Annotated in this window: 41 protein-coding genes, 1 tRNA gene and 1 other RNA gene; 3 read left to right on the top strand and 40 right to left on the bottom strand. The window is 70.0% G+C overall.

The features are described 5' to 3' along the window. Positions 1-60 precede the first annotated feature (60 nt). The 31 genes from OHA21_RS43770 to OHA21_RS43620 all read right to left on the bottom strand — a co-directional run bounded on the left by OHA21_RS43770 (position 61) and on the right by OHA21_RS43620 (position 14,658). A complete protein-coding gene (locus tag OHA21_RS43770; RefSeq protein ID WP_328465511.1) occupies positions 61-381 on the bottom strand; it encodes a hypothetical protein in 321 nt (106 codons plus the stop codon). Positions 382-551: 170 nt separating this feature from the next. Beyond that, complete coding sequence (locus OHA21_RS43765; protein WP_328465509.1) at positions 552-812, bottom strand: hypothetical protein; 261 nt, start codon at positions 810-812, stop codon at positions 552-554. Positions 813-816: 4 nt separating this feature from the next. After that, on the bottom strand, positions 817-1,770 hold the full coding sequence (locus tag OHA21_RS43760) for a hypothetical protein (protein WP_328465507.1): 954 nt from the start codon (positions 1,768-1,770) through the stop codon (positions 817-819). Then, positions 1,767-2,141: a hypothetical protein gene (locus tag OHA21_RS43755; RefSeq protein WP_328465505.1), complete on the bottom strand. Its 375-nt coding sequence runs from the start codon at positions 2,139-2,141 to the stop codon at positions 1,767-1,769. The genes OHA21_RS43760 and OHA21_RS43755 overlap by 4 nt, the downstream gene beginning before the upstream one ends. Then, positions 2,138-3,178, bottom strand: coding sequence for a hypothetical protein (locus OHA21_RS43750; protein ID WP_328465503.1), 1,041 nt, complete (start codon positions 3,176-3,178; stop codon positions 2,138-2,140). The genes OHA21_RS43755 and OHA21_RS43750 overlap by 4 nt, the downstream gene beginning before the upstream one ends. A gap of 19 nt (positions 3,179-3,197) precedes the next feature. After that, a complete protein-coding gene (locus tag OHA21_RS43745; RefSeq protein WP_328465501.1) occupies positions 3,198-3,470 on the bottom strand; it encodes a hypothetical protein in 273 nt (90 codons plus the stop codon). Then, the gene (locus OHA21_RS43740) at positions 3,467-3,811 is read right to left on the bottom strand and encodes a hypothetical protein (RefSeq protein WP_328465499.1); all 345 of its coding nucleotides are present in this window, start codon (positions 3,809-3,811) and stop codon (positions 3,467-3,469) included. The genes OHA21_RS43745 and OHA21_RS43740 overlap by 4 nt, the downstream gene beginning before the upstream one ends. Then, positions 3,804-4,220 carry a hypothetical protein gene (locus OHA21_RS43735; protein WP_328465497.1) on the bottom strand — a complete coding sequence of 139 codons (417 nt, stop codon included), beginning with the start codon at positions 4,218-4,220 and terminating at the stop codon, positions 3,804-3,806. Before OHA21_RS43735 ends, OHA21_RS43740 begins: the two co-directional genes overlap by 8 nt. A 139-nt stretch (positions 4,221-4,359) precedes the next feature. Next, positions 4,360-4,626: a hypothetical protein gene (locus tag OHA21_RS43730; RefSeq protein ID WP_328465495.1), complete on the bottom strand. Its 267-nt coding sequence runs from the start codon at positions 4,624-4,626 to the stop codon at positions 4,360-4,362. After that, entirely contained in the window at positions 4,619-4,768 is a 150-nt protein-coding gene (locus OHA21_RS43725) for a hypothetical protein (protein WP_328465493.1), read from the bottom strand. Before OHA21_RS43725 ends, OHA21_RS43730 begins: the two co-directional genes overlap by 8 nt. Then, a complete protein-coding gene (locus OHA21_RS43720) occupies positions 4,765-5,010 on the bottom strand; it encodes a hypothetical protein (protein WP_328465491.1) in 246 nt (81 codons plus the stop codon). The genes OHA21_RS43725 and OHA21_RS43720 overlap by 4 nt, the downstream gene beginning before the upstream one ends. Beyond that, a complete protein-coding gene (locus OHA21_RS43715) occupies positions 5,003-5,230 on the bottom strand; it encodes a hypothetical protein (protein WP_328465489.1) in 228 nt (75 codons plus the stop codon). Before OHA21_RS43715 ends, OHA21_RS43720 begins: the two co-directional genes overlap by 8 nt. Beyond that, positions 5,227-5,751, bottom strand: coding sequence for a hypothetical protein (locus tag OHA21_RS43710; RefSeq protein ID WP_328465487.1), 525 nt, complete (start codon positions 5,749-5,751; stop codon positions 5,227-5,229). The genes OHA21_RS43715 and OHA21_RS43710 overlap by 4 nt, the downstream gene beginning before the upstream one ends. A 36-nt stretch (positions 5,752-5,787) precedes the next feature. Then, a tRNA-Ser gene (locus OHA21_RS43705) sits at positions 5,788-5,865 on the bottom strand. Between the two features lie 7 nt (positions 5,866-5,872). Next, entirely contained in the window at positions 5,873-6,184 is a 312-nt protein-coding gene (locus tag OHA21_RS43700; RefSeq protein WP_328465485.1) for a hypothetical protein, read from the bottom strand. After that, on the bottom strand, positions 6,181-6,945 hold the full coding sequence (locus tag OHA21_RS43695; RefSeq protein ID WP_328465483.1) for a hypothetical protein: 765 nt from the start codon (positions 6,943-6,945) through the stop codon (positions 6,181-6,183). The genes OHA21_RS43700 and OHA21_RS43695 overlap by 4 nt, the downstream gene beginning before the upstream one ends. Positions 6,946-7,017: 72 nt before the next feature. After that, positions 7,018-7,263: a hypothetical protein gene (locus OHA21_RS43690; RefSeq protein ID WP_328465481.1), complete on the bottom strand. Its 246-nt coding sequence runs from the start codon at positions 7,261-7,263 to the stop codon at positions 7,018-7,020. A 1-nt stretch (position 7,264) separates the two neighbouring features. Beyond that, positions 7,265-7,831 (bottom strand): crossover junction endodeoxyribonuclease RuvC, encoded by a 567-nt coding sequence (locus OHA21_RS43685; protein WP_328465479.1) that lies wholly within the window; start codon positions 7,829-7,831, stop codon positions 7,265-7,267. Then, entirely contained in the window at positions 7,828-8,154 is a 327-nt protein-coding gene (locus OHA21_RS43680) for an ArsR/SmtB family transcription factor (protein WP_328465477.1), read from the bottom strand. Before OHA21_RS43680 ends, OHA21_RS43685 begins: the two co-directional genes overlap by 4 nt. Continuing rightward, a complete protein-coding gene (locus OHA21_RS43675) occupies positions 8,151-8,930 on the bottom strand; it encodes an ERF family protein (protein ID WP_328465475.1) in 780 nt (259 codons plus the stop codon). Before OHA21_RS43675 ends, OHA21_RS43680 begins: the two co-directional genes overlap by 4 nt. Further along, on the bottom strand, positions 8,927-9,937 hold the full coding sequence (locus OHA21_RS43670) for a YqaJ viral recombinase family nuclease (RefSeq protein WP_328465474.1): 1,011 nt from the start codon (positions 9,935-9,937) through the stop codon (positions 8,927-8,929). The genes OHA21_RS43675 and OHA21_RS43670 overlap by 4 nt, the downstream gene beginning before the upstream one ends. Next, positions 9,930-10,361, bottom strand: a complete 432-nt coding sequence (locus OHA21_RS43665; RefSeq protein ID WP_328465472.1) for a hypothetical protein — start codon at positions 10,359-10,361, stop codon at positions 9,930-9,932. The genes OHA21_RS43670 and OHA21_RS43665 overlap by 8 nt, the downstream gene beginning before the upstream one ends. Then, a complete protein-coding gene (locus OHA21_RS43660; protein WP_328465470.1) occupies positions 10,358-10,672 on the bottom strand; it encodes a hypothetical protein in 315 nt (104 codons plus the stop codon). Before OHA21_RS43660 ends, OHA21_RS43665 begins: the two co-directional genes overlap by 4 nt. After that, positions 10,672-11,010, bottom strand: coding sequence for a hypothetical protein (locus tag OHA21_RS43655; protein WP_328465468.1), 339 nt, complete (start codon positions 11,008-11,010; stop codon positions 10,672-10,674). Before OHA21_RS43655 ends, OHA21_RS43660 begins: the two co-directional genes overlap by 1 nt. After that, the gene (locus OHA21_RS43650) at positions 11,010-11,438 is read right to left on the bottom strand and encodes a hypothetical protein (protein WP_328465466.1); all 429 of its coding nucleotides are present in this window, start codon (positions 11,436-11,438) and stop codon (positions 11,010-11,012) included. The genes OHA21_RS43655 and OHA21_RS43650 overlap by 1 nt, the downstream gene beginning before the upstream one ends. Beyond that, entirely contained in the window at positions 11,435-11,986 is a 552-nt protein-coding gene (locus tag OHA21_RS43645) for a hypothetical protein (RefSeq protein WP_328465464.1), read from the bottom strand. Before OHA21_RS43645 ends, OHA21_RS43650 begins: the two co-directional genes overlap by 4 nt. Beyond that, the gene (locus OHA21_RS43640) at positions 11,986-12,279 is read right to left on the bottom strand and encodes a hypothetical protein (protein WP_328465462.1); all 294 of its coding nucleotides are present in this window, start codon (positions 12,277-12,279) and stop codon (positions 11,986-11,988) included. The genes OHA21_RS43645 and OHA21_RS43640 overlap by 1 nt, the downstream gene beginning before the upstream one ends. A gap of 147 nt (positions 12,280-12,426) precedes the next feature. Next, entirely contained in the window at positions 12,427-12,681 is a 255-nt protein-coding gene (locus OHA21_RS43635; RefSeq protein ID WP_328465460.1) for a hypothetical protein, read from the bottom strand. Then, positions 12,681-13,928, bottom strand: coding sequence for a hypothetical protein (locus tag OHA21_RS43630; protein ID WP_328465458.1), 1,248 nt, complete (start codon positions 13,926-13,928; stop codon positions 12,681-12,683). Before OHA21_RS43630 ends, OHA21_RS43635 begins: the two co-directional genes overlap by 1 nt. Positions 13,929-14,152: 224 nt before the next feature. Beyond that, positions 14,153-14,452: a hypothetical protein gene (locus OHA21_RS43625; RefSeq protein WP_328465456.1), complete on the bottom strand. Its 300-nt coding sequence runs from the start codon at positions 14,450-14,452 to the stop codon at positions 14,153-14,155. Then, complete coding sequence (locus OHA21_RS43620) at positions 14,449-14,658, bottom strand: helix-turn-helix domain-containing protein (protein WP_328465454.1); 210 nt, start codon at positions 14,656-14,658, stop codon at positions 14,449-14,451. The genes OHA21_RS43625 and OHA21_RS43620 overlap by 4 nt, the downstream gene beginning before the upstream one ends. A 114-nt stretch (positions 14,659-14,772) precedes the next feature. Between OHA21_RS43620 and OHA21_RS43615 the strand changes: the two genes are divergently transcribed. Continuing rightward, positions 14,773-15,102: a helix-turn-helix domain-containing protein gene (locus OHA21_RS43615; protein ID WP_328465452.1), complete on the top strand. Its 330-nt coding sequence runs from the start codon at positions 14,773-14,775 to the stop codon at positions 15,100-15,102. Between the two features lie 32 nt (positions 15,103-15,134). After that, a complete protein-coding gene (locus tag OHA21_RS43610) occupies positions 15,135-15,941 on the top strand; it encodes an S-methyl-5'-thioadenosine phosphorylase (RefSeq protein ID WP_328465450.1) in 807 nt (268 codons plus the stop codon). Here the strand turns inward: OHA21_RS43610 and OHA21_RS43605 are convergent. From OHA21_RS43605 to OHA21_RS43595, 3 genes are read right to left on the bottom strand one after another with little or no spacing between them, the layout of a single operon-like run. Then, complete coding sequence (locus OHA21_RS43605) at positions 15,916-16,581, bottom strand: tetratricopeptide repeat protein (protein WP_328465448.1); 666 nt, start codon at positions 16,579-16,581, stop codon at positions 15,916-15,918. The genes OHA21_RS43610 and OHA21_RS43605 overlap by 26 nt on opposite strands. Further along, positions 16,515-17,327 carry a tetratricopeptide repeat protein gene (locus tag OHA21_RS43600; protein ID WP_328465446.1) on the bottom strand — a complete coding sequence of 271 codons (813 nt, stop codon included), beginning with the start codon at positions 17,325-17,327 and terminating at the stop codon, positions 16,515-16,517. Before OHA21_RS43600 ends, OHA21_RS43605 begins: the two co-directional genes overlap by 67 nt. Then, a complete protein-coding gene (locus OHA21_RS43595) occupies positions 17,287-18,228 on the bottom strand; it encodes an NB-ARC domain-containing protein (RefSeq protein WP_328465444.1) in 942 nt (313 codons plus the stop codon). Before OHA21_RS43595 ends, OHA21_RS43600 begins: the two co-directional genes overlap by 41 nt. 91 nt (positions 18,229-18,319) lie before the next feature. On the opposite strand from OHA21_RS43595, the gene OHA21_RS43590 reads away from it, so the two are divergent. Further along, positions 18,320-19,033: a hypothetical protein gene (locus tag OHA21_RS43590; protein WP_328465442.1), complete on the top strand. Its 714-nt coding sequence runs from the start codon at positions 18,320-18,322 to the stop codon at positions 19,031-19,033. A 46-nt stretch (positions 19,034-19,079) separates the two neighbouring features. Here OHA21_RS43590 and ssrA read toward each other — a convergent pair. The 6 genes from ssrA to ftsE form a co-directional block, all read right to left on the bottom strand. Next, positions 19,080-19,457: a transfer-messenger RNA gene (gene ssrA, locus OHA21_RS43585) on the bottom strand. A gap of 26 nt (positions 19,458-19,483) precedes the next feature. Next, positions 19,484-20,158 carry a cellulose binding domain-containing protein gene (locus tag OHA21_RS43580; protein ID WP_328465440.1) on the bottom strand — a complete coding sequence of 225 codons (675 nt, stop codon included), beginning with the start codon at positions 20,156-20,158 and terminating at the stop codon, positions 19,484-19,486. Between the two features lie 109 nt (positions 20,159-20,267). Beyond that, on the bottom strand, positions 20,268-20,744 hold the full coding sequence (gene smpB / locus OHA21_RS43575; protein ID WP_328465438.1) for an SsrA-binding protein SmpB: 477 nt from the start codon (positions 20,742-20,744) through the stop codon (positions 20,268-20,270). Positions 20,745-20,766: 22 nt separating this feature from the next. Then, positions 20,767-22,008: a M23 family metallopeptidase gene (locus tag OHA21_RS43570; RefSeq protein WP_328465436.1), complete on the bottom strand. Its 1,242-nt coding sequence runs from the start codon at positions 22,006-22,008 to the stop codon at positions 20,767-20,769. 103 nt (positions 22,009-22,111) lie between these two features. After that, positions 22,112-22,987, bottom strand: a complete 876-nt coding sequence (ftsX, locus tag OHA21_RS43565; protein WP_328465434.1) for a permease-like cell division protein FtsX — start codon at positions 22,985-22,987, stop codon at positions 22,112-22,114. A gap of 66 nt (positions 22,988-23,053) precedes the next feature. After that, positions 23,054-23,734 (bottom strand): cell division ATP-binding protein FtsE, encoded by a 681-nt coding sequence (ftsE, locus tag OHA21_RS43560; protein ID WP_196414913.1) that lies wholly within the window; start codon positions 23,732-23,734, stop codon positions 23,054-23,056. Positions 23,735-23,748: the final 14 nt, after the last annotated feature.

The following is a 23,748-nucleotide window of genomic DNA, read 5'->3' as shown; positions in this document are numbered from 1 at the left end:
CTGGATGCGGAACGCCCACCGCAGCGGGTGCTGGGTGGGCGTTGGCGGGTTCGGGTTGCGCTAGCGCTGCTGGGCTCGGACGAACAGGGGGCAGGCTTCGGGCCGGCCTTGTGCGTCGGTGCTCATGGCCCAGGTGTGGAGCTGCCAGCCGGCCTGGCTGATGGCTTGGAGCATGTAGGCCCAGTCGCTGATGTTGCCGGAGAAGCCGCCGCTCTTGGTGGCTGGCATGTTGAGCACTGGGGTGAAGAACCAGTCGCCGGCGGCGTAGGCCTTGGCGGCTTGTTCGCCGAGGGTCATCGTCTTGGTTTGCTGGGCGATGCCGCCCTGGTTCGTCAGGCCGTTGTCCGCCTTGGCTTTGTGCCATTCTTCGCGCAATCCCATGACCGTCGAGGGTAGGGATGGTCTACAAGCGACGGGATCGCCCGCTCGGGTGCTGGCCGGTCGGATGATCGCTTTTGGAGACGACGAAGGCCCCCGCTGGGCGAGGGCCTCGTGGTGGTCTTTCGACACTTGTGCCGTTGGCAGATGATGGATGCAGTCGGGCTGGTTTGTCAAGATCCGCTGGTCACGGCCTTGTCCGGGTCGTGGGTGTCCGCCCGGTGGCCGAAGGCGTCCAGCCGTACGTGGATTCGTCCGCTCGGCTCGAATTCGCGCCACAGCACGGTGTCGGGCCGCTCGTTGACTTCCACGTTGAGGTCCAGGGTGATTTGGATCTTCTCGCCGTGTTCGGCGGCCATTTCGACGACGCGGGTCTGGCCGTCGACCTCGATTTCGATGCGGACGCGGTCGGCGCCGCTGAGCAGGCTGCTCATCTGGTCATGCTCCCATCTCGGCGGGCTGGGCCGCTGCTCGCTGTTCTCGGGCGATGCGCTGTTGTTCGCGGCGGTGGGCGTCGGCTTCGGCGAGGGCGAGGACGTCGCCGATGACGAAGAGTCGGGGTCCGCGGTGGGTGACGTCTTCGCCGGTTTCGGGTTCGATCCACTGCACGAGCTGGTCGCCGTCGGCCCACCATGCGGTGAGCCGGCCTCGGTCGGCCCAGCTGCGGATGGTTTTGACGGAGATGCCGTAGGCGTCGGCGATGTGGGCGGCGCGGTAGGCGCGGTCGCGGGTGATGTCGGCGAACCAGGCGCGGCGGTCGTGCTGGCTGTAGCTGGTGTGGCAGGTGCGGCAGGTGCCGGTGCGGCCGCCGTCAGGTCCGTAGACGTCGCCGTCGCAGGGCGCGCCGTCCATGTAGGTCGGCTCGGGGTCGCCGATGGTGGTGGTTTCGACTTGGTCGGGGGCGCCGCAGGGGCCGAGGTAGCGGCGGCTGCCGGGGCCGTTGACGATGCCGCGCATGGTGTGGGCGGCTTTGTCGATGGCGGTGAGGAAGTCGGCGGTGAGGAAGTCGGCGAATGCCAAGCGGTGGCGGGCCCATTCGAGGTGGCGGGTGAGCCATTCGGCGCCAGCAATGATGGGGTCGCCGTGGTACTCGTACCAGGGCGGCAGGATGCCGCGGTATCGGGCGATGCGGCCGCACCAGAGCTCGAGCGCACCGTGGACCTCTTCGAGTTCGTCGGTGCGGTCGACGTTGATGGGCGGCCGCGATCCGGGTTTGCCTCCGCCTCCGCCGCCAGCGCTGTGGCGGATTTGGCCGCGGGCGACGTCGCGGGCGGCCGGCGTCAGGTCGGCGATTTCGGTGAGCTGGGTGGTGGGCCGGTCGACGGCGCAGCGGTGGCAGGTGTAGCCGTCGGGGGTGGGCTGGTCGCAGCGGACGCAGAGCTGGTCGGTCACGCTGCCCTCCGGTCAGGGGTGAGCAGGCCGGCGCGGACGGCGCGGCGGTAGGCCTGGTCGACGGCGTTGCGGGTGACGCCGAGGCGGGCGGCGATCGCGGTCCGGGTGTGTCCGTCCGAACGCAGCAGGGCGTATTCGGCGGCGAACTCGGCGGTGCGTAGCCGCCACCGGGTGGTTGCGTGGCTGGTGAGGGTGCCGTGGTCGTGGTGGTGGTCGTAGCAGCGGCGGCAGAGGCCGCGGGCGTAGTGCGCCGAGCTGGGGTGGCAGGTCGCGGGCCGGCTGGCCCGGGTGCGGGTGGGTTTCGGGCGGTGGCCGAGGAGTCGGCGTGCTGCGGCTTCGAAGGCGGGGAGCTGGTCGCGGAGGTCGGTCATGGTGTGTCCCGGCCGGCGAGGGCTGCGCGGGCGGCGGCGGCGCCGCGTTCGCTGCGGGCGGCGGCGGCCTGGTCGTGGTAGCAGACCCGGCCGTCGATGCGGCCGCGGTGGTCGCAGAGGTTGCAGGCGTCGATTTCGGCTCGGGTGGCGGCGGCTCGTTCCCGGGCGGCGGCGGATGCGGCTGCGGCTGCGGCGGTGTGCTGTTGGCGGTCCCAGGCTTCGCGGCGGCGGCGGGCGTCGGCGCATTGGCCGCAGGGTGGCGGGTCTTCGTCGTTCTGGTGTTTCCGGCATCGGTCGGAGGGGGGCTCCGGTGCCGCGTCGGCCGGCTCGCGCTCGTGCACGTCCGCGCGGCCCCCCTGGAGCGAAGTAAGCGAAGCGCGCGAAGCGACTGGGGGGCGGGTTGCGGATTGTGGTTCGCGGAATAGGGATTGGGGTGTAGTACCTACTTCCTTAACCACAATCCGTTCGGAAGGCGATACGGTATCGGGTTGCCTATCGGATACGGTATCCACCTGCGATGATTCCGCAGGGTGATCTTCCGGCGACTCGGGGGCCGATAGGCTATCGGATACCGTATCGGGATGCCTATCCGATGCCGTATCGGGATGCCTATCGGATAGGCCTCCGACCCACTCGGCGCCGGGCAGCCCGAGCCGGTCCAACTCGCCCGCGAGGATCCGCCGGAGTCGATCGGACTCGACCTGGCCGGCCGCGTCTCGGATCACCGGACGGCGCTTCGGGTTGGAGTAGCCGCGGTCGTCGTCGACGAACGAGCGCAGCAGCACCTCCTCGGTCTCCAGGTCGACGGCGGCGAGCGCCTGGGCCTCCAGCTCGACGATGGCTTCCCACAGATCCTGGGGCGTGAGGCCGGCGCATTTCGATGCCCACCGTTTGAGGTTGAGCGAGAGCACGCCGGCCGCGCTGATGTCGGGCTGGGTGGTGAGGAGGAAATGCGCGTGCTGGCCTTCTCGGGAGAGCGCGCGGAAGTCCTCCTCGCGCCAGATCGACGTGGGGACGTTCGCAAACGAGCGGGCCATGGTGTCTGTGTCTCCTGGTTCAGTTGGTTTTTTTCTTGGCCGGCCGTGGCCCGTGGGCGACGAGCTCGTGGCCGGCGGAGCAGGTGGCCGGGTACTCGTTGCGTGGGCCGACCTGGTAGGGCACGCCGGGCATGAGGGGCTGCCCGCAGTGGCATTTGCCGACGTGCTGTTTGCTGTCGCGGTGGTAGGTCCAGGCGGTGTCGTCGACGGCGCCGTGGGCGTCTTTGAGCCGGGTCCAGATCCAGGCGCGGCGGGGTTCGGTCTGGTGCGGGATGAGTGGCTGCTGGGTCACGAGGCGCGTTCCTTCCAGCGCGTGGGCCCGCTTTCGTGGTCGCCTGCGTGGCCGTGCCGGAGCTCGCACCACAGCTCGCCGTCGCCGATCAGCAGCGGCCACGTGGCGGAGCATGGTCCGGCCCCCAGCCGGTCAAGTTCGGCCTGGATTTCGGGCAGTCGGAGCTTGCCGCAGGGGCAGACGCCGATTTGGTCGCGGCGGCGCCGGCAGGCCTTGGTATTCGACGACCAGGGCCACGAGCGCGGGACGGCGCGTTCGGCCCACTCGCGGAGGCTCCAGCGGCATTGGCCGGGGAGGCGGTCGAGGGTGCGGGCGATCCGGTAGCGCCAGCGGTCACGCATCGGTGGCCACCTCCCAGCGGTCGCAGTGCACGATCGGGCCGGGCTTGACCGCTTTGCCGTCGCCGACGTGCCCGATCGTCACCTCGGAGTTGCACGGGATCTCAGCGCCGACGCTGATGCCCTTCCAGCCGTGTCCGCCGCACGCGGGGCACTCCGGCCGTCCAGCGAGGTTGACGCCAGCCCGGCAGTGCTCCGGGTAGCCGCCGGCCGGGCCGCCCCAGTTGCAGCCCGGCTCGCAGCCGCAGGCGTCGCCCGGGCCTTCGTAGTTCGCGCAGGTCTTGCAGCCACGCGCGGCCGGGTTGGTCCAGCAGCGGCCGATGTGGTCAGCGACGCGGGCCTTGCTGGAGCCGGTGCGCGGGCAGTGCGGGCACCGGTAGCGGATCGTCTTGAACGCGATTGGCTGGCTCACTGTCGGGCCTCCGTTCGTGCTGCGGCGAGGCGGCGGCGCCGCTCCCGGCGGGTCATCGCGACCCATTCCGAGAGCGGCACCTTGCACCTGACGGCGTTGGCCCGCTGCTTGGCGGCGAGCCGGATGGCGTGGCGCGGCTTCACCGCTGCCTCCACATCTCCGCCTGCGGACAGGTAGCGAAGTGCGGCTTACGCAGCGGACCGCCAAACAGGCTCGGCCCGGTCAGCACCGTGGCCACCGGCCCGATGAACAGGCCCGGCCGCTCGGCCAGCTCGACGTTGCCGTCCTCGACCGGTTCGGCGTCGACGGGCATCGACCGGCCGCCGCTGCTGGTGGCCCAGACGATCGGGGCCGAGCAGCTGCGGCAGTTGGCGATGTCGAAGCCTTCGGGGGTCTTGTCAGCCACGGCCGCTACCGCCTCCCGCGATCAGCACCAGGCCGGCCAGGATCAGCACCGCGCCGACGGCGAGCATGATCCGGTCGGTGCGGTCGAAGGAGTCGGCGAGCCGCCGCCCGAAGGCGACGGCTCCCATTAGCGCGGCGGTCACCGGTCAGCCTCCGCGAGGAGCTGCCGCCCGTACGGCTTCGGCTCCCAGCGCTGCTGCCCGCAGTCCTGGCCGACCCAGTCGTGGCGTTCCATCTCCCACACCGCCGTACCGACCGGGACGGGTTCGCCGTCCACGGTCAGCATCGGCATGTGGTCGGTGTCGTCCTGGACGCGTCCGGCGGCGATGTCGCGGAGCAGCGCGATCCGGATCTCGGTCGGCTCGAGGGCGGTCGGGTCAGCCACCGGCGCTCACCTCGTCCAGGCCGTCCGCGCGCTCGCGGATCAGGTCGGCGACAAGGCCAGCCGTCATCGGGAACGACGGCTCGACCTCGGTCTCGGCAGCCATCACACGCAGCCCTGCGGCGAGCACCGGACCGAACGCGGCTGGGCTGCCGAACGACTCCTGCGCCTCGCTGGGCAGCTTGCGCCAGGACGCGGACAGCATCTCCTCGAGGCGGCTCACGCCTGGCTCCCGGAGAACTCGGCGGCCGGCACGCCGGACTCCGCGGCCGCCTTCGCCTCGGCACGTTCGGCCAGCTCCTCCTCCGCGCTGGGCGGCGGCACCTCCCGCTCACCATCCGGACCCATCCGGATCGGCAACTCCTCCTGCCCATCCAGCTCCGCGCCGCCCTCACCGCCCGGCGCGTCGTCGAAGTCGTAGCCCTCACGCGGCGCCGAGAACAACGTGTCCTCCACCGACGCCAGGCCCTGCCGCTTCCGCAGCTGGTCCAGCAGGTCCCGGATCTGCCGGCCGATACCGTCCGGGTCCGACCCGTCCGCCTCGAATCCGGGCTCGATCGCGGTGATCGAGACCGCCAGTTTCTCGCCGGTCTTCGTCTCACCGTGCGCGTGCCACTCGACCAGCGCGACCACCGGGATCTGCGTGATCCGGTTCGCGTGGAGGAACTCGGCGACCCGCTCCAGCCCGTTGTTGGGCCGCTGCTTCTCGGAGAAGGTGCCGGAGATGTTGACGGTCATGCTCACTGTGGTGGTGCTCCTTGTTTGAAGGGATGTGGTGCGTGCCGCCGGCGGGACTCGAACCCGCGCTTCCAGCTGCCCCGTGTTCCGGAGGGGGCGTCCTGACGGACGCTCGGCGGCGGTCTCGTCAGCCCGCGGAGCGGCCCGGGTAGATCGGCCCCAGCAGGAACCCCGTCTTGGCCAGGTCGCGGAGGCCACCCGGTCGGCAGATCGGGCAGTTGCAGGCTTCGTCGGCCTGCTCCGGCTCGGCGGCCGCGGCCTGCTCGGGCTGGTCGTCGCCGCGCAGGTAGGCCTCGAACTCCTTGGCCCGGGCGATCAGGTCGGCGGCGGTCGGGTCGCCGATGGTGTCGACGCTTTCGATGGCCAGGCTGAGAGCCGCCTCGCGGATGTCGAAGCCGGTCGGCTCGGCGATGGCCAGCTCGGTGGTGAACTCGGTCATGAGGGGGTTACTCCTTCGCGGGTGGTGATGGTGACGGTCACGGCGGTCATCGGGCCGCACGCGTGGTTGTCGGCGGCCTCGGCCCGCGTGTAGCGGCGGCCGCACGGGCGGGGCCCGGCAAGGCACTGCCAGGCGTCGTATGAGTGGAGGACCTGGGCGGCCGAGGCCAGCTGCTCGCGGAGGTCGGTGAGGTCCTTCTGGGCTGCCGCCCAGTCCTCCTCGGTCGGCCGGGCCGCCAGCTCGGCCAGCGCCTCGCCGAGTTCCTGGGCGACGTCGACGAGTTCCTTCTGCGTGGCCGCGAGCACCCCGCTCCGACGGGCGAGTTCGCCGGCGAGGCGTTCGAGTTCGGACCGGGCGAGTGACAGGGCGCCGCGGGCGTCGTCGCGTTCGTGGGCGACGTTGACCAACTCGGTGTTGTGCGCGAGCAAGCTGTCGCGTTCCTGCTCGACGCGCGCCAGGTCGGCCGTGAGCCGCTCCAGATGTGTGGGCGCGGTCAGATGCGACTTCAGGGCGTCCGTGAGCCGTCCCTTGACCATGGCGGCCGGGATCACGATCTCCGGCGCACGAGGAGCGACGTACGGTGCCGGGCTCTCCAGCATCACCGGGCCGTCGCCGGGCCCAGTGATGACGCCACCGGCCGCGAACTCCGGCTCGTACCGAGCGCAGCCAAGCTCGCAGTGCCGACAGCCGCCCTTGCCGCCCTTGTGCTGGCTCTGCGGGTCGCCACACTCCCGGCACGCCGGGCCGGTGAACTCATCCATCGCGGCCCGCCAGGATCAGACCGCACACGACGATCACGATCAGCAGCACCAGCGCGGTGCTCTGCGCCTCGTTCATGACGGCCTGCCCGGAACCACCGGCACCGACCGGGCACCCGGCGCTGCTAGGCACAGCGCCCGCCGGACGTCCATCGCGAGATCCACCAGCGCGGAATTGCGGGCGTCGGCGGGGAGCGCGGCCTGGGCGTGCAGCACCTCGGCGGTGAGGTGGCCGACGGTCGCGATCCGGTCGATCAGCACCGCGTTCCGGGCCAACGCGGCGGCGGCCATATCGGCGCGGGCCGTCTGCAGGTCAGCCATCTCAGCCCACCCCCGGCAGATCCGGCCACTGGATCCCGCGCAACGCCCGTCGATGCGAATCCGGCACCTCGACCAGCGGCTGACCGAACTGATCGAGCGTCATCGCCAGCAGCGACAAGGCGTCCGCCTCGTCGTCGGTGCCGACGTGCACCATGCGGCCGTACGTCGATATGACCGAGGACAGAACCGCGTCCTTCTTCGCGCCGCCGTTCCCGGTCGCGTACGTCTTGACCTTCGAGTTGTGCACGTCGACGTACGGGATCGACCGCGACCACAGCCAGTGCTTGATCGCTCCGTGCAGCTCGGCGAGCCGGATCGATGTGTCACCCTTCGCGAGCAGCAGGGGTTCCTCGATGGCGACGATGTCCGGCCGGTGCTGGCAGGCGTGCATGACGAGGCTGATCGCTTCGTGCAGCCGGGCGTGATCGATCCTGGTCAGCGTCGGCCGTCGCCGCGGTGTGACCGTGGTGCACCACAGCCGCGGCTCGCCGGTGTGGGCGGTGTGCGTGGCCGCGAGACCGAACGCCTTCAGCGACGGGTCGAGCCCGATCACCCGGAGCGCCTTCACCGTCGGCTCCCGTACGGGCTGAGCAGTCCGGCCAGCCGCTCGATCGCAAGGGCGTTCAGCGTCCGCTCGATCTCGCTGCCGGTCTTCCGGGCCTGGATCAGGTCGGCCGTGTGGAGCGCGCGCAGGTGGTGCGAGACGGTCGCCTGAGCGAGACCCAGCAGCGGCACCAGCGCGGTGACGGTCAGCGCCCCGTGTTCGGCGAGCAGGGCGAGGATCCGCAGCCGGGCTGGGTCGGCGACGACCCTGAGCGCGGCGGCGAGTTGCTCGGCGTCGGCCGGGGTAAAGCGGTGGGCCGCAGCGAACGGCGAGTGCAGGGCGCTCACTGGCCGGCCTCCGTACGCTGCCGGCCGATCCGCTCGCACATCGCCAGCACCGCTTCGTCGTCGCCGACCTCGTTGACCACGATCGCGCCGCCCAGCTGGTGTTGCCGCAGCTCGGTCCGGATCTGCCGGAGCCGCACCATCGAGGTACGCGGGTCGGCGATCTCGTCGCGGTACTCGTTCGGTGTGGGCCCGGGCCGCTCACCCCGCTCGTGGCCGCGGTCGATGTCCGGATCCTGCGTCGGGATGTGCAGCGCCGTCAGGAACAGCACCCGCTGTGCCACCGACGTCGCTTTCGAGGTGGCCTTGTCCTGCGTGTCGGTGGCCTGCCCGGCGGACTCCAGCGGCGATGGCAGGGTGTCCCCAGCCGGGCCGACGACCAGCCACCGCACCTTCAGCGTGCAGTCCTGCATCGTGTTGCCCTTGGCGGTCCGGGCCTCGCGGTACTCGATGTCGTAGACCTGGATCGGCAGCAGTGCCACGCCGTGGCGGCGCAGCGCCGGGCCTACCGCGTTGACGACCCGGTCGACGCCGCGGAAGCTGTACCGGCCGCCGACGTCGTTGCGCTGGTCGCCCTTGCTGATCGACTGGACGTCGGCCATCACCCGGGCCCACGCGACGTGGACCGGCACCTTCTCCGCGTCGGTGATCTTGTTGCCGTCGTAGGAGATGTCCTCCAGCGGCTCGGCGATGATGGTCGGCCGGACCGGGCCGGTCGGCCCGCCTTCCTGCCACTCCTCGCCGACGGCCGCCGCCTGGGCGCGCTCACGCAGGCTCAATTGGTTCCTCCAGGGGTCTGCCGGAACTCGCTCGCGAGCCGGATCTGGTAGTGGCTTTTCTCGGAGACGACCGCCGCGTATGCCTCGGGCCAGCGCAGCTTCAGCTGGTCAAGGTCGACGTTTTTCTTGGTCACCAGGCCGTACTCGTAGGCCAGCTCGTCGGCGAACTTGACCGTCAGCGCGCCCTTCGCTAGCCGCCGCAGGGTGGCCGACGACTCCTTCAGCGCCTTCTCGGCCGCCGACTTCGCCGCGGACCGCTTGGCGTACTCGATGACCTCGCCGATCTCGGTCAGGTCGAGCTCGCCAACCCGGTCCTGATGCATCAGCGAGTCCATGTCGATCAGCGACTGCGCCTTCGACAGGTCCCAGTCAGGTTCGACGCCGGCCAGCAGATGCTCCTCACGGAACCGGCGGACCTCGCCGAGCACGTAGTCCTCCATCGCCTGCTCGCGCTCGACGACGGCCATCTTCAGCTCGTTGCCGCCGATGAGCACGGCGACGTGGATGTGGTCGTAGCCGGTGATCGCGAGCTGCCACGTGACCTGCGCCAGGACGTCGTCGGGGACATTCGCGTTGGCCCACCGCTTCGCTTTGAACGCGCTGCGGCACTTCACCTCGAGGGCGCAGCGGGTCTTGACGTCGCGGTCCATCGGGCACTCCAGGACCTGCCGGTCGAGGGTCGCCATGCGCCACGGCTCGTCGACGTGCGCGATCAGGCCGACGCGCTGCACGACTGAGCGCTGCCGGCGCGACCACTCCCGGGCGACCGGGTCTTCGAGCAGGTGGCCCCACAGCGCGGCTTCGCCGGCGTCGTCGACGAGCTCGCCGCGCTTGTCGCGGTAGACGTGGACGGCGGTGTTGCGGTCGGCGACGCCGAGGATCGCGGCGACATCTGAGGAGCCGATGCCCTGCCGTCGGGCGGTGAGCCAGGTGTCGCGGTCGGCGTCGGCCGACAGGATGCGCACGGCGGTCGGGGTGACGCGGCGGGCGGTGGTTTGCTCAGGCATTGGCCACCTCGGCGACGTGTCCGGTGCCGGCCATCCAGGCGTGCTGGTCGACGTGCACCCACCGGGCCTGCCACATGCCGTGGCCGGGCGCCCACGTGACGGTCCGGCCGCACACCGTGCAGCGTGCGTACCGTTCGTCGCGGACCTGGGCGAGGTCGGCGGGGATGAGGTCCAGGGCGGCGAGGACGCGCAGGCTCTCGGCGGCGTCGAGGTCGCTCATGTCGACCTGGCCGCCGTGCGCAAGGTTGACGATGAGGTCGAGCTGGTCGCCGCCGGTCGCGGTGAGCACGGCGAAGGCACCGCCTCGCCGCCAGCTCGTTTCCTCGAAGCGGGCGCCCTCGGTGATGAGCGTGAAGATGGCGCGTTCTCGCCGGGCCCACCGCATCGCGCGGCCAACCGCACGCCAGCCAGGGAACGTCTTCATCGGGCGTCACCGACCCGCTCGGCGTGCAGCTTGACGGCCTGGCCCACCACGTGCTGCAACCACTGCGGCGCGACCGACCCGGTCCGGTCATGCGGCTGGATCACACCGTCCGCAATCCGGTAAAAGAACGCCGTCGACGTGTTGTTCCGGACCCGCCAGCCGTGAACCCGCAGGGACCAGAACCCGCGGTCGGTGCGGTGCGAGACGATCGCGGTTTCCGGGTCGAACTGTTCGCGCGTGGTGGTGCCGAGGACGGGCTTGCCGGTGACGTCGAAGACGTACTTCGTGGTGACGTGCAGCAGCTCGGCCATCAGACGACACCGCCATCCGTGTCGTGCTCAATCTCGGCCAGCGTGCAACCGGGGAAGTGACAGGAGAGGCCGTGCTTGTTGAACTCCTGCCAGGGGTGCGGTGCAACCGGCTCGTGCAGGAAGTCCGGGCCGCCGTGCGCGGCGAGCAGCTGGAGCGCCGCCCGGCCGCCGTTGTGGTTCCGGACCTGGCGCAGCACCTTCGCGCCGAGGTCGACCTGCTCGCAGTTGCCGGACTTCAGTAGCGCCACCAGCCGGGACACGTCGTGCGTACCGGTGGCGACCAGGACCACGACCGGGTTGCCGTGCTTGTTGTCGTAGGCGCGAGTCTCGTAGCTCATCAGGCGACACCCGCCCAACGCACCGGCGCATCCGTCCGATCCAGCACCAGACGCAACGTGTGCGCCTCCTGCCGCGGCGTCAGCGCCAACGCCGGCCACAACACCACCGGCGCACCCTCCGGCCCGTCGACCCGCACCGTCACCGGCACGTCATCACGCTGCAAACGCTCGGTCAGCGCGTACGCCGCCATCCGGCCCAGCGGCCGCAGCACCGGCCGGTCGCAGCGGCACACACCAGCGACGCAGACGCAACGCTCCGCGATCCGCTCGATCGCCCGGCGCGCGCCGCGTTCGGTCAGCGTGTGCCCGGTAGCGAGGACCGGGCCGGTCATGCCGTCGCGGACGGTCCACTTCCAGCGGCCGAACCGGGTGCGGGTGTAGCTGGGGGATTCAAAGTTGGTGAGATAGATCGGCTGGCGGCGCTTCACGATGCGCTCCCGGCGTTCGGCGGGACATCATCGATGCGGCACGGCCCGTCACAGATGGCGCAGCCGATGCCGAGCCCGGCGTGCCTGCGGTCGACGCCGTGCGCCGGGCATTCGCGCTCGTGCTCGACGGCCGAGGCGTAGTCGGCGCGGTGGCCGCACTCACGCCAGGAACGGTCAGCCTCATCCGCTCGGCCCGAGGTGAGCAGCAGTTCCAGCAGCAGCGGACCGATTTTGTTGTCCGACGACGACCCGTGCTCGGCGAGCCAGCAGTCCGAGTGCTTGGTCATCGTGTAGTCGCCGCCCTTGTAACCCTCGAACGTCGCGCCCAGAGCCGACCGGGCGGCCGCGAGGACCTCGGCGATCGTGATGTCCTTGACCGGCTCGAACGCCAGATCGGCGTAGTCGCCGCGATAGGAGTGGGGGTTGGCGAAGCCAAGCGGCAGCACCCGTGCCGGGTCTTCCTGCTCCAGTCGGGCGATGATCCCGCCCAGCTCGATGTACGGCAGGACCATCGCGGGCTCATGGGTCTGCTCGTAGTAGATGCTCATCAGAGACCGCCGTCCCACGTCGCCGCGACCAGCAGCAGCCGCGACCGCGTCGCCCGATACCGGCCCCGGTAGAACACCGGCCGGCGCGGCTCCGGCACCTCGATCGGGGTCCCGTACGTCACCGGGAGCGCGATCCGCTGGGTCTTCTCCGGGTCGGTCCGCGCGAGCAGGTCGATCAGCGGCTGCTCGCCGGACGGGCCCACGGTGGCGAAGGAGGCGCGCTGCTGGGTGGACGGGTCGAGTTCGATCTCGCTGGTCGTGTTGATGAAGGTGTCCCTGAGGAGGGTGCTCATCGCTATGTCCTTCGTGCAGGTCGAATCAGGTCTGGGTGGCCCGGGGAGCGGGTCTCCGCCGCTCCCCGGGCCGAGGTGTCCGAGCCCGACCGCACAACCGGGCTCGAACTGCGGCGCGGCCGGGGGCAAACCACCGCGCCGCACGCATCACGTCGAGACGAGATCGCGCACCAGGTGCGCGCCCAGGCGCTCCCGGGCGACCAGCGAGTGCCACAGGCAGACATCCGCCTGGGTGGCCAGGCCGACCGTCACCCGCCGGATCGCCGTCACGAAGCACGGCTCGATCGGCCGGTGCTGGCGCATCCGGAGCGGGATGACCTCGACGACCAGCTCGGGGAACTGGCACCGGCTGACCGGCGGGGTGAGCGGCAGCGGCGGTTCGAGCGCCACGGTCGGCGGCATCAGCAGGACTCGCTGACCGACTCGTGGAAGGCCTTGTGCGTGGTGCACAGGCCGTCCGGGTCGAGGTAGCACCGGCCGCCGATCGGAGCGGTCGTCGACGGCGGCGACAAGTGCCCGGAGTCGCTGGCGGTCACGGTGATCCGCTCCAGCTCGGTCCACTGCGGCGAGTACTCCTGCCAGACCTCGCTGTCCGGCCCGTACTCGGCGCAGAACCCGTTGCCGAAGCGGCTGGCGAACATCGTCGACGCGCAGGCGTCGAGCGTCGGTGCGGTCACGGTGACGTAGAAGCCGTACAGGTCCTGGCCGGTCACCGGGTCGGTCTGGCCGGATCCGAAGGAGTAGTAGCGGACCACCGGCTCGGCCGGCTTCTCGGCGTTCGCGGCCTCGATGTGCCGCTCCAACTCGGCCACCGCCTCGGCGAGCGTGGAGAAGTTGTCGTAGGTGGTGCCGCACGCGCACTCCACACCGGCCGTGCCGAACTCGTCGTCCTTCCAGCCGCGCACCTGGTGGTGCTCCGGCGCGGCCAGGGCCTCGTCGACCAGCTCGGCCGCGTCGATCGCGACGCCCGGGTTGCGGCCGTCCTCCAGGTGCGGCGGCCGCCGCCGGCCAGCGACCGGCAGCTCATCCGCCGGGTCGGCCTCACGCTGGAAGTCCAGGCCCTCCGGCTCGGCCGGCTTCGCACCCGGACGACCCTCGTCGCGGTGCCACGCGATCACCTTGTACTCGACCGGGCCGAACATGCGGGACACCTGCGTACGGTCATCGAGCCGCTCGTCGGCCTTCTCGCCCAGGGCGTCAGCCACACGGTGCACCTCGGCGTATCCTTCCGGCCCCGAGTTCCACACATCGCCGGTCGGGTTCGGGCTCGTCTGCATGGCCATAGTCGGCATCGGCGCCCACGAGTTCCGGTCGAGGAAGTCGACGAACGCGCGCAGCCCAGCGATCTGCTCAGCCCGCTCGGCGATCAACTTGGCCCGTTCGGCCTGCTCCCGCACCTCGTCCAGATCGGTCTGCGTGGCCAGCTCGTACGGCGCGTGGGCGTCGGCCGGGATGCTGCGCGGCACCCCGTCCTGAGCGCGCCAGACCAGCAGGACAGCCGGGCCCTGGTCGTCGGTGTACGGGAAGGTGTTGAGCACCTCGGACGGCTGGTCGCCGTCGTCGGCGATCTGCATGGCGGCGAGCCAGTCGCCGGGCTTCAGCTCGTCGGCTCGCTTGGTCTCGCGGTCGGGTACGTTCGGTGCAGTCATCGGATGGCCTTCCTTGGTCGGTGGGTTGATCCGGTGATCCGCGCGCCGCCCGGGATGCAGACCTGGGTGGCGCGCTCTATGTCAGGAGGAGGTCGGGCCGGCCGGATTCAGGCCCGGCCACCACCACGGCCTGCGCCGCGACGGCGGACCAGTCGGGGCGGGATGCGTCGGGGCCTGCGGCTTCGGGCCAGGGCCAGGCCGCGGCGGAGGCTTCGGCGGCTTACTCACGCAGTGCTTCCGGTCCCGGCACACGGTGAGGCGGCGTGCGGAAGAACCCGGTAGAAGACCGGGCGGGGGACACGGCTAACAGGAGTGATTCGCTCAACCCAGCCGAGAGCCATGTACGAGCGCACGACCTGCTTGAACGCCCGGCCATGCCCGCGGAGTCGGGGACCGTCGATGACGTCGCAAACCGTCTGAACCGAGAACGGCTCCAGGCCGACCTCGTCCAGGTGCTCGCAGACGCGCTCGATCTCCCCCCAGGTCCTGCGCCAGGCTGTGGGGAACAGGTCGATGACGGTCACGCCGCAGCTCCGCCGGCGAGGATCGCGTCGACGACCTCGCGCCGGAAGCGGCGCTGACCGGACGGCAGTGTGATGCAGGGGATCTTGTCGGCGCGAGCCCAGGCCAGGACGGTCTCCGAACTCACTTCGAGTGCCTCGGCGACCTGGCTCGCGGTGAGCAGGCGAGGCGCTTCCTCATCTGCTCTTTGCTCGGGAACCTGTGTCATGGACAGGAACCTACGCTTGACCGAGAACCTGTGTCAAGCACAGGTTCATGGCCTCTGTGTCAGATTTCTGTGCTATCCCTTGTGATCTGCGCTGTGCCCCGTAAGCTGTCCCTCATGACAGCCCCGCACGGGCACTCCTCGCCCGCGAACGAGGAACCCACAAGCATCGGCTGGACCATGGATGACAGCGAGTTCGGAGCCAGGCTCGCCCTCGTCCGGCAGCGGATGCGGTGGAACATCAAGGAAGCCGCCAAGGAATGCGGCGTACCAGCGGCCTCGTGGGCCAGCTGGGAAGCCGGCGCAATGCCGCGCCGGTACACCGAGGTGTGCGAGAAGATCGCCCAGCGCACCGGTGCCGACTACCTCTGGCTGATGGCCGGGTCGTCGCGGCCGGCCCCCCGGAAGCCACACGGGGAGACCGGGCCGCAAGCTAACGCACATTAGCTTGCGTTTCCGGCCACGGATAAGGTCTGGACATGAACCCGCCACCTACGGCAGCAGAGATCGGCGTCATCGGCGGCTCGGGGCTGTATGCGCTTCTCGACCATGCCACGGAAGTCGAGGTAAGCACCCCCTACGGCGCCCCCTCGGACAAGATCACCGTCGCGGACGTGGGTGGCCGCCGGGTGGCGTTCCTCCCCCGGCACGGGCGCGATCACCGCTTTCCGCCGCACAGGATCCCCTACCGTGCCAACCTGTGGGCGTTGCGCTCGCTGGGAGTACGCCAGATCCTCGCCCCCTGCGCCGTCGGCGGCCTGCGCCCCGAGCTCGGCCCCGGCACGTTCGTGGTCCCCGACCAGCTGATCGACCGGACCAGCGGCCGCGAGCAGACCTATTACGACTCCGGCGCCGTCCACGTCTCGTTCGCCGACCCCTACTGCCCGGTCGGCCGGAGGACGGTGCTGAATTCCGCCGCCCAGGTGAACCCGGTGGACGGCGGCACGATGGTCGTTGTGGAGGGTCCGCGGTTCTCGACCCGGGCCGAGTCGCGCTGGTTCACCAGCATCGGCGGCGCGATCGTCAACATGACCGGCCATCCCGAGGCTGTCCTGGCCCGCGAGCTCGCTCTCTGCTACACCGCGATCGCCCTGGTGACCGACCTCGACGCCGGTGTGGAAGGCGACCACGGCGTCACCCAGGAGGAGGTCTTCAAGGTCTTCGCCGACAACACCGAACGGCTCCGGGGCGTCCTGCTGGACGCGGTGGCGAAGCTTCCCACCGACCGTTCGTGCGCCTGCAAGGACGCCCTGGCAGGCATCAAGCTCCCGCTGGACCTTCCCTGATCTCGCGGAGGATCCCGAGAGCCTGCTCCCGGCACTGCCGGGCGGTCGTCTCGTCGCCGTTGTGCGCCGCGATGCGCCCCGATCCGGTCAGCGCGGCGGCCTCGTCGCGACGGTTGCCGGTCTGCGACGCCAAAGTGTGCGCTGCGGCGTACTCCTCGGTTGCCTCCGCCCACCGGTCCAGTGCGCAGAGCGCCTGGCCGGCGGCGAGGCGGGCCATGGTCGCCAGGTCCGGCTCGCCGACCTCCTCGGCGATTGTCCGGGCCTCTTGGTACAACTGCAGCGCCTCTTCGGGCCGGTCCTGAGCCGACCGGAGTTCACCCAGGTGGTGGAGGGTCAGTCCGGCCGCGGCCCGGTTGTGGACATCGGGGTCCCGATGGATGGTCAGCGCCGCTTGGAGTTGTTCCTCCGCCGCCTCGAGGTCACCCGTCCGGACCAGTAGCGCGCCCAGCGTGTCCAGGATGTCTGCCGTGATGCCGAGGGATCCGTTGGCGTCGTTCACCTCTCGGGCGGCGAGGACGTCCCGGTGTGCTTCGTCGTACCGGCTCAGGCGCTGGAGCACGAGGCTGCGGTTGTTCAGCGCGATGGCCAGCGTCGCCGCGTTCCCGGACTGCTCGGCCATCGCGATCGCGCGATCCAGCATCGGCAGTGCCTGTTCACCGCGTTGCCGGCGCCGATCGCATCGTCCACCTCGTCGGCGATCGCCACCGCGGTCTCCAGATTCTTGACCGCCGCCGAGTAGTTGCCACGCCGCGCCTCCAGCGCGCCGAGATGGCTCCACGTGCGGCCCTCCGCCTGCCGGTCGCGCTCCGCCCGGTGCAGGTCAAGCGCCTCGGTCAGGCACCGCAGCCCACTCGGATAGTCGCCGACGAGCTGATATGCGATACCGAGATGGTCCAGCGCAACCGAACGTTCCAACCGATCATCGGTACGCCCGGCGACGTCAGCCGCGTGACGATGCACCACGGTCGCGGCCAGGAAGTGACCGCCTTCATGGAGGTAGAGCCAGAGAGCGTCAGCGAGCGCGCACGCGTGCGCCGCGTCACCGATCCGAGCGGCCTCGGCGACGGCCGCCACCAGGTTGACCCGCTCGTGGTCGAGCCAGTCGCGGGCTGCCTGCGCATCGGTGAACGCCGGCGGCCCACCCGGGTCGCCGCCCCGGCCCGGGTACCGGACCGATCGGGCCGCCCGGACCCGGTCCAGGTAGTGATCCAGCAGCCGGTTGAAGGCCTCCGTCTGCTCGTCCGGTGCGGCGATCCGCCGGGCGTACTCCCGCAACAGATCGTGCATGGCGTAGACACCGTCGCCGTCCTGAACGAGGTTGGCGTGCCGCAGATCCTCGAGCCAGTCACGACCCTGCGCGACGCTCGCGCCGGTCAGCGCGGCCACGTCGTCCGCGTCGAAGGCGCGCCCCGGATGGGCTGCGAGCAGTCGGAACGCTCGGGCGGGGCGGGCCGTCGAGGGATCGGTAACTCCATGTGAAGACGTCGCTCAGATCGGCCCGTCCGGTGCCGGCCCGCAGGATCCGCAGCGGCCCGCCGTCCTGCCCCAGGTCGCGGAGGAGGCCTTCCACCTGGCGTCGGTTGCGGCCCGCGGCCAGCCCACCGGCCAGGCGTAGCGCGAGCGGATGGCCGCCACAGCCGTCGACGAGGTCGTTGACCAGCGGTGGGGCGGTCGCGACGTCGATGCCGGCCATCTCACCGAAGAGTTCGCGGGCCGCCTCCGGGTGCAGCGGCTCGAGCGCGATCCGGCGTACGCCGTGCAGCGCGTGCAGCGCCGTGAGGTCGTCGCGGCTGGTGATCACGGTGACGCAGGAGTCCGTCGGGGGAATCAGCGACTGTACGTGCCGGGCGTCGCGAACATTGTCGAAGATCAGCAGCAGCTGCCGGCCGGTGACGAGGGTGCGGTAGCGGGCTTCCCGGTTGCGGCGCTTGCGCGGCACCTCCGCCCCGCCGCCCAGCTCGTGGATCAGGGCCAGCAGGGCATCGGTGCGCCTGACCGGCGGTTTGTGGTCGAAGCCCCGGAGGTCCATGAACACGCAGCCGTCGGGGAAACGGTCGGCGGCGGTGTCGGCCCACTGCACCACCAGCTCCGTCTTGCCGAGTCCGCCCATGCCGGTCACACAGACGATCACCGGTGCACCGCGGCGGGCGACGGCAAGCTCGTCGATGGTCGTCTTGCCGAGGTGGGCCTCGCTGGCCACCGCCCGGATGCTCTCGCGGTGCTCGGCCAGCCGCAGCACCGCAAGCCGCAGCTCGTCCTTGCCGCTGATGTCCTCGGGCTCGGCCATAGTCAAACGTAGCTGTTGTCCCGCGTGGGCCGGGACAGACAGGACAGCCGCTCCCTACCGGCCCACCCCGCGGCCGCCCGACCCTCGAGTGATGAGTGACCCGACCACCGACGCGAACGAGGAGCGTCGGGCGCCCGCCGAACCGCGGCTGATCCACCTGAGCCTGGACTCCTTGCTGGCATCGCTGCGCGGCTCCACCACCGAGCAGGACCCACAGCCGTCGCCGCCCCGGACCCGTGCGGCGCGCTTCTCCTTCGCCATCGTCAGCGGTTATGTCGTCGGGGTAGCCGGTTTCTACACCAACTTCTTCGACACGCTCCTGCAGGCCACGGCCGGCCTGGTGGACGTCCTCGGGATGATCTTCCTGGTCTGGCTCGCGGTCAACCACTGGCACCGGAACACTCCGCCGAGCCGCCGGATCCCGAATCCGATAGCCCTGTCTCTGGCCGCTGTCTGTCTCTTCGTGATGGGCGGCCTGACTGTAGCGGCTGCCCACCCGCCCGGCCGGCCGCCCCTGGGCACGAACGAGACCTGCTCCTACGACGTCTCCGCAGGCTTTCCCATACCCCTACGCCCCGAGGGTCTGATCAAGGAGACGCTGTCCCTGGACGAGGAGCCCAGCGAAGTCGTGGTCGAGGTGCTCAACAAGTCGCCCGACGACCAGATCGGCGTGTACGTCAAGGCGCCCGACGAGGCCGATGTGATCCCCGAAGCCCTCTCCGGCGTCACCATCCGGGGACATGCGGGCCAGGCGGCCTCCTACCGCCGCCCCGACTGGACCCTCTCCGGCTGCATCGCGGCCTGAAAACGAGAGCGGCGCCGCCCCATCGGGCGGCGCCGCTCTGACCCTCTCGTGGAGGTGCCGGGAATCGAACCCGGGTCCTTCGTTGCTTTGTCAGGGCTTCTCCGAGCGCAGCTCACTGTGCCTCTACTCGGCCCTACCAATCACGTGAGCGAGTTGGTATGACAGGCCCAGTCGTGTTTGATCTCGCCGCACGGTCCTCACGACTAGAACCGGTTGGCCAGCCTTCTAGCTGATGCCGACAGACCGGGTCGAAGGCGACCCCGGGTCGACAGACTTGCTACTTACCTCAGGCGGCAAGAGCGAAGTCAGCGCGGGAGTTATCCTTGGCGCTTATAAGTTTCCGACGACCGATTCTCGAGACGACGTCGGCTTCCTCGGCTCGCTTCCCCTGTCTCCACCTACGAAGTCGAAACCAGTCACCCCCTGGTTTGTTGCTACAGCCCGACAATCTTAGCTCACCGTGCAGGTGCCGCCCACCACGGTACAGCCGGAGGGGCGGGAACTGTCGTCGTCGTCCTTGGCGGCCTGGAAACCGGTGTTGATGGATGCGCCCGGTGCCAGGGAGTTGCCGCGCAGGGTGACCCGGTTGTCGTCGGCGCCGGCCGTGCCGTTCCAGTCGCCGCGGATGCGCAGGTCGGTGCCGGACGGATAGCTGATCGTGATGGTGAAGTCCCGCGCGGTCGAGCCGTTGTTGACGACGCGGACCGCGGCGATGAAACCGTCCCGCCAGGAGGCGCTGTTGGAGTAGGTGACCTCCAGACCGCCGGCCGGCGATGGGGCCGGCGACGGCGCGGCCTTGGACGGGCTGATTGAGGGCTGCGGCGACTTCTTGGGCTTGCGGGAGGCCGACGGTGAGGGCGAAGGAGACGCCGAGCGAGCCGACGGTGACGGCGAAACAGACGGTGAGGCCGCGGGCGACGGGACGGTGGTGGCTTCGACCACGGGCGGCAGTGAGGCGTCGAGGGCTTGGAGGTTCGCCGACGGTTGGACGATCAGCGGTTCGTCAGCGGCGGCCGGGCCGCCGGCGCGGAACGCGATCCAGCCGACGAGGAGAACCAGGATCGCTGCGGCGGAGCTGAGGACGAGGCGTGCCGTGGTGAACTGACGGGCGGAGTGCTTGGACAACGACCGGGTCTCCTCAAAGGCAGGACGGACCGACTCAAAGGCAGGACGGACCGACGCGACGCGAATGAAAGGACGGAGAGGCGGAGCAGACGGACGGGCAGAATACCCGTCAGTCACGTCCCTTGGCACGGCGGCCCAGCGCCCGGTTGATCTCCCGCTGCGCATCCCGGCTGGCCAGATCCTGACGCTTGTCGTACGCCTTCTTGCCCTTGGCGACGCCGAGCTCGACCTTCGCGTACCCGTTCTCGAAATAGACCGAGAGCGGCACCAGGGTGACGCCGTCGTCGCGCAGCTTGCCCACCATCTTGTGGATCTCTTCGCGGTGCAGCAGGAGCTTGCGCACCCGGCGCGGCTCGTGGTTGGTCCACGTTCCCTGCGAGTACTCCGGGATGTGCATGCCGTGGAGGTAGATCTCGCCGTTCTTCTCGTGGCCGAAGGCGTCGACCAGCGAGGCGCGACCGGCACGCAGCGATTTCACCTCGGTGCCGGTGAGCACCATCCCGGCCTCGAAGGTATCGAGGATGGTGTAGTCGTGGCGAGCCTTGCGGTTGGAGGCAACGAGCTTTCGCCCCTGTTCGCGTGGCATGGCGCCAAGACTACCTGTCGCCTCAGCAGAGACAGCCGGGGAGGTAGTGCAGCGGATTGCGGGGTGTGCCGCCGAACCGGGTCTCGAAATGCAGGTGTGCTCCGGTGGACGCGCCGGTGCTGCCGACCTTCCCGATCACCTGGCCGCGGCGTACGTAATCGCCCACGTTCACGTAGATCCGGGACTGGTGGCCGTAACAGGTGGTGAATCCCCGCCCGCCGAGCCGTCCGTGGTTGATGCAGGTGTACTGACCGTAACCACCGTTCCAGCCGGCCTGGATCACCCGGCCGGTGGCGGCGGCCCGGATCGGGGTGCCCGAGCCGGCCGCGAAGTCGGTGCCGGCATGCAGCTGCCAGACCCGGTAGTAGGGGTCGTATCGGTGCCCGTAGTCGCTGCTCTTCCAGCCGCGGACCGGCATGGTGAGCCGGCCGCCGCCGTACCGTCCGATGTTGCCGTTGCGGTTGTCCCAGCCGCGCAGGGTGGCCTGCACGCGCCGTTCGGCGACGACGGCCGCGCGGTACTGCGCGAGGACTGCGCTGCGCTGGGCCCGGGCGGAACGCAGCGCGGTGCCGCGGGCGATGACCAGATTGTCGAGGGCGCGCTGGGCACGGACGGCGGCGGCCTGGGCCGCCTGCGCGGCCTGCAGCTTGTCGGTGGCCGCACGCTCGGCTTCCTCCGCGGCACGCTTGGCAGCGGCCGCGCGGTCATGCGCGGCTCGCGCTTCCCAACGGACCCCGACGAGGGTACGCACCTCAGCCTGCTCGTGTTGCATCAGCTGATCGACGAGTCCCAGCCGGTCCATCAGGTCCTGCGGCCCGTTCGCCGAGACCAGGACGTTGAGCCGGGAGAAGCCGCTGCCCATGTAACTGGCCGTGGCGATCTCCTCGACCCGGCCGCGGGCCTCCCGGACCTGCTGGGCGACCGCCTCGTAGCGTCCGGCGACCTGGCTGTACTCGAGCCGGGCGGCGTTCGCGCGCTCGCGGGCGGTGTTGGCCTCGACCCGGCTGGCGACGACCACGCCGCGGCTGGTGGCGACCTTGTGCTGGGCGGCCGGCAGGGACGCGGTGGCGCGGGCGAGGTTGCGGGCGGCGGCCCGGGCGGTGGCACTCGCGCTCTCCAGGAGCGCTTCGGCCCGGCGGACCGCTTTGGCGGCGTCGTCGCCCCGGTCCGCCGCGGCCGGTGCCGGGACGGCCAGGGTCAGGCCCACGACGCTGAGCAGACAGAGGCAGGCGGCGAGAAACGGCTCGATTCGGCGATACCCCACGAAGAGCACCGTACTCCGACTAATCGCCCTGTAAGGCGCTAAAACGCACGACAGCCGCAAACCCACAGCGGGTTTGCGGCTGTCGTCAGCGCTGCGAGGTGCGTCAGACCTTGAGGTAGAAGCGCAGGGTGACCCACGCGGTGACCGCGCTGACCACCGCACCCACGCCGGCCAGCAGCGGGAGCATCAGCCAGACGTTGCCGTCCGGGATCGGCGTCAGGATGGTGGTCAGCGCCTGGAGCTTGTTGTCCAGCAGGACCACCTTGCCGATGAAGAGCGCGACGAAACCGAGGATCGCACCGATCAGGCCGGCGACGACCGCCTCGAGCACGAACGGCGCCTGGATGAACCAGTTCGACGCGCCGACCAGTTTCATGACCGCGACCTCACGGCGCTTGCTGTACGCCGCCACCTGGATGGTGTTACCGACCAGCAGCAACGCGGCGAAAGCCATCACCGCCGCGACCACCAGGGACATCACCTGGATCGAGTTGAAGATGTTGAAGACCTTGTCCAGCAATGTGCGCTGGTCGATGACCTGCCGGATACCGGCCAGCCCCTCGATCTTCTTGGCGAACTCGTCGTACTTCTCCGGGTCGGTGAGCCGGACCCGGAACGACTCGGGAAGGCTGTCCGCGTTGATCGCCTGGACGAAGTCCGGCGAGTCCTTCCAGAGCTCCTGGAAGCGCGCGAAGGCCTGCTCCTTCGTCTCGTGCGTCTTCTCCTCGACCAGACCGGACCCGTCGATAGCCTGCTCGATGGCCTGCTTCTCGCCGTCGGTCGCCTCGTTGGTGAGGAAGATCGAGACCTCGATCTTGTCGTAGTAGAAGTTCTTCATCTGGTCGACCTGCATGTACATCAACACGCTGGCGCCCAGCATGGTCAACGAGACCGACATGGTGATGATCATGGCGACCGTCATCGTGACGTTTCGCCACAGGCCCACCAGGACCTCGTTGAGTACGTACTTCACGCGCATCGGGGGGATCCTTCCAGGACTCCGCGTGTCTCTGCTCTAGCTGTCGATAAGGGGGCGGAGCAGGGTCTATCCGTAAACACCGCGCGCCTGGTCACGGACGATCCGTCCGCTTTCGATCTCGATGACCCGCCGGCGCATCTGGTTGACGATGTTGGAGTCGTGGGTGACCATCACGACCGTCGTGCCGGTCCGGTTGATCCGGTCCAGGAGCCGCATGATCTCGATCGACGTGTCCGGGTCGAGGTTACCGGTGGGCTCGTCGGCCAGCAGGATCAGCGGCCGGTTCACGAACGCCCGGGCGACCGCGACACGCTGCTGCTCACCACCGGAGAGCTCGTGCGGGTACCGGTGCTCCTTGCCGCCGAGGCCGACCAGCTCGAGCACCTCGGGAACGACGCGCCGGGCGACGGCCTTCGTCTTGCCGATCACCTCGAGGGCGAACGCGACGTTCTCGTACGCGGTGCGGTTGGGCAGCAGGCGGAAGTCCTGGAACACGCAGCCGATGGACCGGCGGAAGTGCGGGACCTTCCACGACCGGAGGGTGGTCACGTCCTTGGCGTTCACCACTACCTTGCCACGGGTCGGTGCGACCTCATGGAGGAGCAGCTTGATGATCGTCGACTTGCCGGAACCGGAGGGGCCGATGAAGAAGACGAACTCACCCTTCTCGATGCCGACGCTGACATTGTCCAACGACGGCCGAGACGCCTTCGGATACGTCTTCGTCACGTTCTCGAGCTGAATCACGGGACTGGAGTCTA

It is taken from the genome of Actinoplanes sp. NBC_00393 (assembly GCF_036053395.1).
Lineage (GTDB): Bacteria > Actinomycetota > Actinomycetes > Mycobacteriales > Micromonosporaceae > Actinoplanes.
This window is presented reverse-complemented; position numbering and strand designations above follow the sequence as displayed.

Bases quoted from the DNA above. Each gene is read 5' to 3' on its own strand.
- OHA21_RS43665 (WP_328465472.1), bottom strand. From the start codon at position 10,361: ATGAAGACGTTCCCTGGCTGGCGTGCGGTTGGCCGCGCGATGCGGTGG.
- OHA21_RS43595 (WP_328465444.1), bottom strand. From the start codon at position 18,228: ATGGCCGAGCCCGAGGACATCAGCGGCAAGGACGAGCTGCGGCTTGCG.
- OHA21_RS43770 (WP_328465511.1), bottom strand. From the start codon at position 381: ATGGGATTGCGCGAAGAATGGCACAAAGCCAAGGCGGACAACGGCCTG.
- OHA21_RS43640 (WP_328465462.1), bottom strand. From the start codon at position 12,279: ATGAGCACCCTCCTCAGGGACACCTTCATCAACACGACCAGCGAGATC.
- OHA21_RS43755 (WP_328465505.1), bottom strand. From the start codon at position 2,141: ATGACCGACCTCCGCGACCAGCTCCCCGCCTTCGAAGCCGCAGCACGC.
- OHA21_RS43740 (WP_328465499.1), bottom strand. From the start codon at position 3,811: ATGCGTGACCGCTGGCGCTACCGGATCGCCCGCACCCTCGACCGCCTC.
- OHA21_RS43660 (WP_328465470.1), bottom strand. From the start codon at position 10,672: ATGGCCGAGCTGCTGCACGTCACCACGAAGTACGTCTTCGACGTCACC.
- ftsX (WP_328465434.1), bottom strand. From the start codon at position 22,987: ATGCGCGTGAAGTACGTACTCAACGAGGTCCTGGTGGGCCTGTGGCGA.
- OHA21_RS43700 (WP_328465485.1), bottom strand. From the start codon at position 6,184: ATGACCGAGTTCACCACCGAGCTGGCCATCGCCGAGCCGACCGGCTTC.
- OHA21_RS43610 (WP_328465450.1), top strand. From the start codon at position 15,135: ATGAACCCGCCACCTACGGCAGCAGAGATCGGCGTCATCGGCGGCTCG.
- OHA21_RS43635 (WP_328465460.1), bottom strand. From the start codon at position 12,681: ATGCCGCCGACCGTGGCGCTCGAACCGCCGCTGCCGCTCACCCCGCCG.
- OHA21_RS43615 (WP_328465452.1), top strand. From the start codon at position 14,773: ATGACAGCCCCGCACGGGCACTCCTCGCCCGCGAACGAGGAACCCACA.
- OHA21_RS43590 (WP_328465442.1), top strand. From the start codon at position 18,320: ATGAGTGACCCGACCACCGACGCGAACGAGGAGCGTCGGGCGCCCGCC.
- OHA21_RS43645 (WP_328465464.1), bottom strand. From the start codon at position 11,986: ATGAGCATCTACTACGAGCAGACCCATGAGCCCGCGATGGTCCTGCCG.
- OHA21_RS43765 (WP_328465509.1), bottom strand. From the start codon at position 812: ATGAGCAGCCTGCTCAGCGGCGCCGACCGCGTCCGCATCGAAATCGAG.
- OHA21_RS43670 (WP_328465474.1), bottom strand. From the start codon at position 9,937: ATGCCTGAGCAAACCACCGCCCGCCGCGTCACCCCGACCGCCGTGCGC.
- OHA21_RS43605 (WP_328465448.1), bottom strand. From the start codon at position 16,581: ATGCTGGATCGCGCGATCGCGATGGCCGAGCAGTCCGGGAACGCGGCG.
- OHA21_RS43695 (WP_328465483.1), bottom strand. From the start codon at position 6,945: ATGGATGAGTTCACCGGCCCGGCGTGCCGGGAGTGTGGCGACCCGCAG.
- OHA21_RS43690 (WP_328465481.1), bottom strand. From the start codon at position 7,263: ATGGCTGACCTGCAGACGGCCCGCGCCGATATGGCCGCCGCCGCGTTG.
- OHA21_RS43655 (WP_328465468.1), bottom strand. From the start codon at position 11,010: ATGAGCTACGAGACTCGCGCCTACGACAACAAGCACGGCAACCCGGTC.
- OHA21_RS43620 (WP_328465454.1), bottom strand. From the start codon at position 14,658: ATGACACAGGTTCCCGAGCAAAGAGCAGATGAGGAAGCGCCTCGCCTG.
- OHA21_RS43750 (WP_328465503.1), bottom strand. From the start codon at position 3,178: ATGGCCCGCTCGTTTGCGAACGTCCCCACGTCGATCTGGCGCGAGGAG.
- OHA21_RS43630 (WP_328465458.1), bottom strand. From the start codon at position 13,928: ATGACTGCACCGAACGTACCCGACCGCGAGACCAAGCGAGCCGACGAG.
- smpB (WP_328465438.1), bottom strand. From the start codon at position 20,744: ATGCCACGCGAACAGGGGCGAAAGCTCGTTGCCTCCAACCGCAAGGCT.